5 protein-coding genes and 1 pseudogene are annotated in these 6,741 nt (G+C 69.4%); all 6 read right to left on the bottom strand.

Going from position 1 to position 6,741, the window contains the following annotated elements:
- Positions 1–101 precede the first annotated feature (101 nt).
- The 6 genes and pseudogenes from ACFWBT_RS23070 to ACFWBT_RS23045 all read right to left on the bottom strand — a co-directional run bounded on the left by ACFWBT_RS23070 (position 102) and on the right by ACFWBT_RS23045 (position 6,717).
- Entirely contained in the window at positions 102–896 is a 795-nt protein-coding gene (locus ACFWBT_RS23070) for an HAD family acid phosphatase (RefSeq protein ID WP_266757309.1), read from the bottom strand.
- A 113-nt stretch (positions 897–1,009) separates the two neighbouring features.
- Positions 1,010–1,766, bottom strand: a pseudogene (locus tag ACFWBT_RS23065) (pectate lyase); the annotation flags it as partial.
- A 42-nt stretch (positions 1,767–1,808) separates the two neighbouring features.
- On the bottom strand, positions 1,809–2,939 hold the full coding sequence (locus tag ACFWBT_RS23060; RefSeq protein ID WP_385703312.1) for a pectinesterase family protein: 1,131 nt from the start codon (positions 2,937–2,939) through the stop codon (positions 1,809–1,811).
- A gap of 2 nt (positions 2,940–2,941) precedes the next feature.
- The gene (locus ACFWBT_RS23055) at positions 2,942–4,270 is read right to left on the bottom strand and encodes a polysaccharide lyase family 1 protein (RefSeq protein WP_385703310.1); all 1,329 of its coding nucleotides are present in this window, start codon (positions 4,268–4,270) and stop codon (positions 2,942–2,944) included.
- A gap of 106 nt (positions 4,271–4,376) precedes the next feature.
- The gene (locus ACFWBT_RS23050; protein ID WP_385703308.1) at positions 4,377–5,171 is read right to left on the bottom strand and encodes a rhamnogalacturonan acetylesterase; all 795 of its coding nucleotides are present in this window, start codon (positions 5,169–5,171) and stop codon (positions 4,377–4,379) included.
- A 244-nt stretch (positions 5,172–5,415) separates the two neighbouring features.
- Positions 5,416–6,717 carry an ABC transporter substrate-binding protein gene (locus tag ACFWBT_RS23045; protein WP_385703306.1) on the bottom strand — a complete coding sequence of 434 codons (1,302 nt, stop codon included), beginning with the start codon at positions 6,715–6,717 and terminating at the stop codon, positions 5,416–5,418.
- Positions 6,718–6,741 lie beyond the last annotated feature (24 nt).

The following is a 6,741-nucleotide window of genomic DNA, read 5'->3' as shown; positions in this document are numbered from 1 at the left end:
CCTGAGCCCCCCTCGGCCGACAGAAGAACGCCCCCGCCGGTGACGACCGGCGGGGGCGTTCGCCCGTACGGATGCGGACGGGCTCGTTCAGCTCACGAGGTTCAGCTCACGAAGTACGTGGGGTTCGGGAGCTTGTACGTCTTGTCGGCGTAGCCGCCTTCGAGGTCCGAGTACTGGTCGCCGAAGTTGGCGACGATGTCGTACCCGAGCGACTCGATGTGCTCGCGGGTGCCGGCCTTGTACTGCACCGTCGTGCAGTTCCAGGCGGCGGCGGTGGCGCAGTCGCTCAGGTACGCGGGCGGGTTGGCCGCGTCCTTGAGGAACATGTGCTCGGAGTCGAGGTTGACGTCGACGCCGACCTTCTTCAGGTTGTCGACCGCGGAGACGCGCTGCGACTCCTTCAGGCCCGAGTTGTAGAAGACCTCGACGCCCTTGGACTCGGCGTACGCGACGAGTTCGGGGCTGCCGAACACCGCGGGCCGGTTCGCCTGGGCGACGTAGGTGGCCCAGGAGGCCGAGTTGTAGGTGTAGTTGGTCTTCCTCTCGTAGTCGAGGGAGAGCAGCAGGGTGTCGTCGATGTCGAAGACGACCGCGGGCTTCTGGTGCCGGTGGTGGGCCTTGCGGGCCGCCTTGTCGATGTCCTTCTTCGCGGCGGCGTCGATCCGCGCGAGGTCCTTGGCGTACTGGCTGTCGGGGGACGCCTGGTACACCCCGTTACTGTCGAGCGTGGTGCCGTAGTAGGTGTCGATGTCCTTGACGAGGAGCCCGATGTTGTAGGGCTCGTGCGTCGAGTTCGCCGTCGACTGACCGGCGGTGGCGACACCGGTGCCGTACAGGGCGGCACCGGCGACGACACAGGTGGCGGCGACGGCCGCGATGCGCAGTGGCTTATGCATGACAGGAGTTCTACGCGCGTCACCCGACCGGACGCGAGACCCGTTGCCTGATCGATACCTCCTTCACAGGCAAAAATCGGGTCAAGCGACCGGGAAGCGCCGGGGCCGGACGGTCAGTTCATCGTGGCGCCGATGCTGGTGCTGCCCGTGGTCAGGAAGGTGGTGACGGGCAGAGCGCCGCCGGACTGCCGGGCGTTGTACGTGCTCGTGGCGTCCGTCGACTTGAAGGCCGGGGTGGAGATGCCGGAGTCCCCGTTGTTGCCGGCCGACGTCACCGAGGAACCCCTGGAGACCGCCGTGCCGTTGCTCACGGCGAGGTTCTTGCCGAGCTTGGCGGCACCGGTGGCGAAGTAGTAGCCGTACTCGCCGTTGGCGTAGGCGGTGGTGCGGTTGATGACGATGGCACCGGTGTTGGAGTTCTCGGTGAAGCCGTTGCCCGCGTCGTCCCAGGCGGCCGAGTTGTTGACGACATGGGCGACGACCTCGCCGTCGCCGCCCAGCTTGTAGCCGTTGCCGTCACCCGCGAAGGCCGAGTCGCTCCAGCGGTTCTTGCCGTTGCCGAAGGACCAGGTGTGTTCGACGGTGACGGGCGAGGAGAAGGACCAGAAGTCGATGCCGTCGTCGGAGTTGTTGTACAGACGCGCACCGGTGATCAGGTTGCCGGTGCCCGAGCCGAACTTCACGGCGACGCCGTCCGCGTTCTCACCGTGGTTGGCGGCGTCGTAGTTGCCGGACGAGTCGATGTTCCTCACCGTGTTGTTGACGGTGCCGTCGCCGGTCAGCGTGAAGCCGGAGTCGCCGCCGTTGATGGTCCCTGACGGCGTTCCAGGTGGTGCCGGTGCAGGACTGGCAGACGACCGCGCTGTCCGGGAGTGCGGTCCTTTCGTCGTGCTGGGCGGTCGAACGGGGGAATCACGGGCACCAGTCGCCGAGGTAGGCGGCACGGGTGTGCCACTCGGCCTCCGTGTCCGTGAGCTGGGGCCGGTTCTCCGGGACGGTGATCGCCGCGCCGGGGCCCGTGTTGCGGTACTCGGCGAAGCGCTGGCTCTGCCACGGATAGGCGGCGGACATGTTGGCGTAGGGCGCGACCGCGTCGATCCCGGCGTCCAGCCGGGTGTCGCGGACGGTCAGCATGGGGCGGGCGGTGGTGTCCGAGCCGGGCACCCAGGGGCGGGCCAGCTTGTAGTACGCGTCCGGTGCCGCGCTGCTGATCCGGCTGCGGGTGACCAGGTATCCGCGCGGGTCGGCGACGGCCGTGGAGGGCGCGAAGACGAAGCCGTACGGGGCTCCGGCCAGGTCGGTCCGGTTCAGGGTGCGGAAGTGGCAGTGCTCGAAGACCGCCGTCGCCCGCCCGAAGACGAAGTCCACGTCCCCTTCGACGTAGCAGTCCCGGTAGTACTGCCGGGCGAAGGTACCGAGGGCGATCGAGTCGGCGTACAGCGTGTCCTGGTGGCCGAGGAACCGGCACCGGTGGAACGCCGAGCGGTCGCCCTGCACCTTGATCGCCACGGCCTGGGTGCCGGTGATCCCGGGGTGGTCGGCGCGCAGCCAGTCGTTGGCGAAGGTGATCGCGCGGGCCGTGAAACCGTCGGTGCGCACGGTCGTCGTGGCGGACCCGGTGGTGCCGTAGGTGCCCGAACCGTCGGGCTTCGGTGTGCCGTTGGCGTTGTCGTACACGACGACGACATCGCGCGGGTCGCCGGAGGCGCCGATCCAGGTCATCTCGGACCCCGCGGCACCGGGCAGGCCGGTCGCCGGGTCGACCGCTCCGACCGAGACCGTCTCGCGGTACACGCCTGGCGCGATGACCAGGGTGAATCCGGCGCCGGTCGCGGCGGTCACGGCGGCCTGCACGGTGGTGTGGTCACCGAGGCCGCCGGGGTGGACGTACAGCGTCCGCGCGTCGAGCCGCGCGGACGGCGAGCCGTGGCGCCCGAACGGCGGGCGCCCGGCGGCGCGGGCGGGGGCCGCGAGCCCGAGAGCCAGTGCGGCTCCGGTGCTCGCGGCGACGAACGCCCTTCTGCTGACGGGGTGTCCGGCCATGGTCAGCAGATCTTTCCGGCGCCCGCGCGGTGGTCGACGATGCCGGGAACGGCCCTCGGCGCGTCGACCTTCGTCCGCAGGGCCGGTGTCCATCCGGCACCGGACTGGAGCGTCTCGGCGGGGATCTCCGCGTTGTGCACGGCGATCAGATCGGTCCGTACGCCGTTGACGTAGTTGTCGGCGGCGGTGAGCGGCGCCTCCTTCCACTTCTTGAGGATCAGCGCGGCGCTGACCGAGTCCGGCAGGGTGAACGCGTTGTGTTCGGCGACGAGTTGGGACTCCATGCCGATGCCGAAGCTGTAGGCGTAGGTGGCGTCGGCGACGAAGTGGTTGTTGTAGGAGTCCACTTGCCCGAAGCGGACGCGCGGTGCGCGCTCGACGAGACCGGTGAACAGGTTGTGGTGGAGGGTGACCTTCAGGTGGCCGCGGTCCACGGCGGCGGTCGCCGCGCTGTCGCTGTTGCCGATCAGGATGGTCTTGTCGTGGTCGGCGAAGACGTTCCAGGAGGCGGTCACGTGGTCGGCGCCCTTGACGATGTCGAGTTCGCCGTCGTGCTGTTCGTAGATCCGGCCGTAGTAGGTCGGCAGCGAGCTGTCCGGGTGGTCGCCGTCGGTGAACGTGTTGTGGTCGAGCCAGACGTGCGTGGCCCCGTAGACCACCGCGCTGTCGTACTCGGAGTTCCAGTTGCCGGTGTCGCCGTCGGTCGGGTCCCACTGCGGGAAGCAGTCGAGCGGGCTCTCGAAGGCGAGGTTGCGGACGATCACGTTGTCGACGTCCTTGATCTGCAGGCTCGCGCCCTTGATGCCGGCGTCGCGGCCGATGCCGACGATGGTGGTGTTGGAGGGGACGTACGCCTTCATGGCGGTGTCCTGGCGGGCGGCGGAGGCGGCGCGCAGATCCTCCTGCTCGCCGCTGACCACCTGGTCGTAGCCCCACACCGCGGGGTCGTAGTCGGCGAGGTAGCGGTCGAAGTCGTAGCCGGGCGCGGCGAAGGAGTCGCAGCCGTCGGCGTTGGCGTCGATCGTGCCCTTGACCTTGATGATCTTCGGCGCGCTGCCGTCGGCGGCGAGCGCGGCCCTGAACTCCGCCCAGGTCGTGACCGTGTGGACCTGGGCGGCCTTGGCGGCCGAGCCACCGGTGGTGCCGGTCCCGTCGGACGCCCAGCCGTCGCCCGCGGCGAGCGTCTGCCGGCCGAGGTCGCGGGACTGGGCCTGGGCGTGGATGCCGGTGACGGCGAGCACGAGGGCGGTGCAGCCGATCAGCGCGGCCGCTCTCCGCGTGGCGGTCGCGCTCAGCGCTGTGGCATGGGCATGCCATTTCTGTGTGTTCACGATGCGGCTCTCTTTCTGCTCAAGAACTCAAAGACTCAGGGGTTCGAGGGTTCGAGGGTTCGGGGTTCGGGAGTTCAGGGGTTCGGGGGTTCTGGAGCTCAGGGGTTCAGGCGGTGGGCCAGGTGATCCAGGACTCGGGTATCTCCGCGTCGAGACGGCGTACGTCCCGGGGCGTGAGCACCCGGCGGTGCAGCAGTCCGGCCACGACGAGCCGGGCCACCGCGATCGCGCCCGGTGGGTTGAAATGCGTGTTGTCCTGCTCGGTCGCGGTCCAGTTGAAGTACTTCTTCGTCTCCTCGACGCCGAGCCGCTGCCACAGGGCGATGGACAGGGCCTGGATGTCGAGAAGCGCCACGTGCTCGTCCGCGGCGAGCGCGCGCATCGACACCGGGTAGTCGCCGTGCGTCGGCACCGCGTTGCCGTCCGCGTCGAACTTCCTGCGCTCCACCGGGGTCGCGAGCACCGGCCGGGCGCCCCGGGCCCGCGCACCGTCGATGTACTGCCGCAGGCAGTCCTGGTACGTCGTCCACGGCTCGGTGTACCGCGTCGGATCGGCGGTCTTCTCGTCGTTGTGGCCGAACTGGACGAGCAGGAGGTCGCCGGGCCGGATCACCTCGAGAATCGCGCCGAGGCGCCCCTCGTCGATGAAGCTCTTCGAACTGCGGCCGTTCACCGCGTGATTGGCGACCACGATGTCCTGGCCGAGGAAGAACGGGAGCGCCATGCCCCAACCGGTCTCGGGTGCGGCGTCGGCGTACTTCTGGGCGGCGGTGGAGTCGCCGGCGATGTGCACGGTGCGCGGCCGGCGGTTCGGGCGGGCCGAGGCGGGTGCCGTCGCGGCGACGGCGAGGGGCAGGGCGGCCACGGCCGCCGAGGTGACCTGTCTGCGCGTGAGGGACACGGGCGTGTGCCTTTCGACAGAGGTTGCGACGTCGACAGGGGTGAGGGGACGCGCCCCCACGGGACGCGTGGCTGCTTCGCTGTGCGGCTCCGCCGCAGGCTGTGGGAACCACCGGCCAGGTCGGCCCGTGGCCGCAGGACTTCCCTGCGACCGCGGACCGACCCTGGACCGGCCGCGGAGCGACCCGGACCGGCCGTGGCACGGTGCGACGCGCACCACGGCCGGCCTCCGCGGGCGCAGGGGACTAGTTGTGGGCCTTCCAGTCCGCCTGGGCCTTGTTCAACTGGTCGGCCAGCGTGTCCAGGAAGTCCTTCGCGCTCATCTTGCCGAGGAGCACCTTCTGGAAGTTCGGCTCGTTGTCGGCCTTGGAGATGGTGTTCCAGTCGGGCAGGTAGTACGGCAGCTGCACGATCTTGGTACCGGTGCCGTTCAGCGCCTCGGCGGCCAGCTTGGTCGGCTCGGCCTGCTGGACCCACGCCTCCTTGGCGGCGTCGATGTTCGCCGGCACCTGGCCCGCGGACTCGTTGAACTTGGAGTTCTCCGCCGCCGAGACGGCGAACTCGATGAACTTCCAGGCGGCCGCCTTGTTCTTGCCGGACTTGAACAGGCTGAGCCCGTCGACCGGGTTGGAGATCTGTACGCGCGTGCCGTCGTCCGTCGTGGGGTTCGGGACCCCGCGGAACTTGCCGTCGCCCAGCGCCTTCAGGTGGTCCTGGTAGGAGCCGAGGTTGTGGCTCAGCATGCCGATGGTGCCGCTGTCCCACTGCGCGACCATCTTGGTGAAGTCGTTGTTGACGTCGGCGGACGGGGTGACCTTCTTGTACAGGGCGACGTACTTCTCCAGGGCCGCCACGTTCTTCGGGTCGTTGACGGTGGTCTTGTCGCCGTTCCAGAAGGAGGTGATCCCGGTCTGGCCGTACGCCGCGTCCAGCGCCGGGGCGATGGAGCCCTCGCCGCCGCGGATGGTGAAGCCGAACTTGTTCTTGCCCTTGTCGGTGAGCTTGTCGGCGGCGTCGTAGAACTTCGACCAGGTCGTCGGCGCCTCCAGGCCGGCCGACTTGAACAGGTCGGTGCGGTACCAGAGCGTGCCGTTGTTGGCGGAGGTCGGCACCTGGTACAGCGTGTCCCCGCCGCCCGCGGCCCGGCTGACGTCGAGCAGGTTCTGGCTCAGCCTGCCGTTCAGCGCGCTCTTCTCGATCCGGCTGTCCAGCGGCTCCAGCGCTCCCTGGACGGCGACCTCGGCGAGCATCGCGGTGCCCACGCCGCCGACGTCGGGCAGGCCGCCGCCCTGGATGGCGGTGTCGTACTTGGACTGGGCGCTCGCGGCCGGGATGCCGACGTACTTGACCTTGATGTCCGGGTACTTCTTCTCGAAGTCGGCGATGATCTGCTTCCAGATGTCGGTGCGGACACCGCCGTTGTTGTCCCAGAAGGTGATCTCGCCCTTGCCGGAGCCTTCGGTGCCCTTGTCCCCCGCGCTGCCGCCACCGCTGTCACCACAGGCGGTGGCGGTCAGGGCGAGCACGGAACCGAGGGCGACGGCCATGGCCGCCCGCCTGGCTCCACGGGC

It is taken from the genome of Streptomyces sp. NPDC060027, assembly GCF_042737005.1.
Classification (GTDB): domain Bacteria; phylum Actinomycetota; class Actinomycetes; order Streptomycetales; family Streptomycetaceae; genus Streptomyces.
Note: the sequence above shows the minus strand (reverse complement) of the source record. Positions and strands in the feature narration are given on the sequence as shown.

Coding starts and splice junctions, on each gene's coding strand:
- ACFWBT_RS23070 (WP_266757309.1), bottom strand. CDS start 896: ATGCATAAGCCACTGCGCATCGCGGCCGTCGCCGCCACCTGTGTCGTC.
- ACFWBT_RS23045 (WP_385703306.1), bottom strand. CDS start 6,717: ATGGCCGTCGCCCTCGGTTCCGTGCTCGCCCTGACCGCCACCGCCTGT.
- ACFWBT_RS23060 (WP_385703312.1), bottom strand. CDS start 2,939: ATGGCCGGACACCCCGTCAGCAGAAGGGCGTTCGTCGCCGCGAGCACC.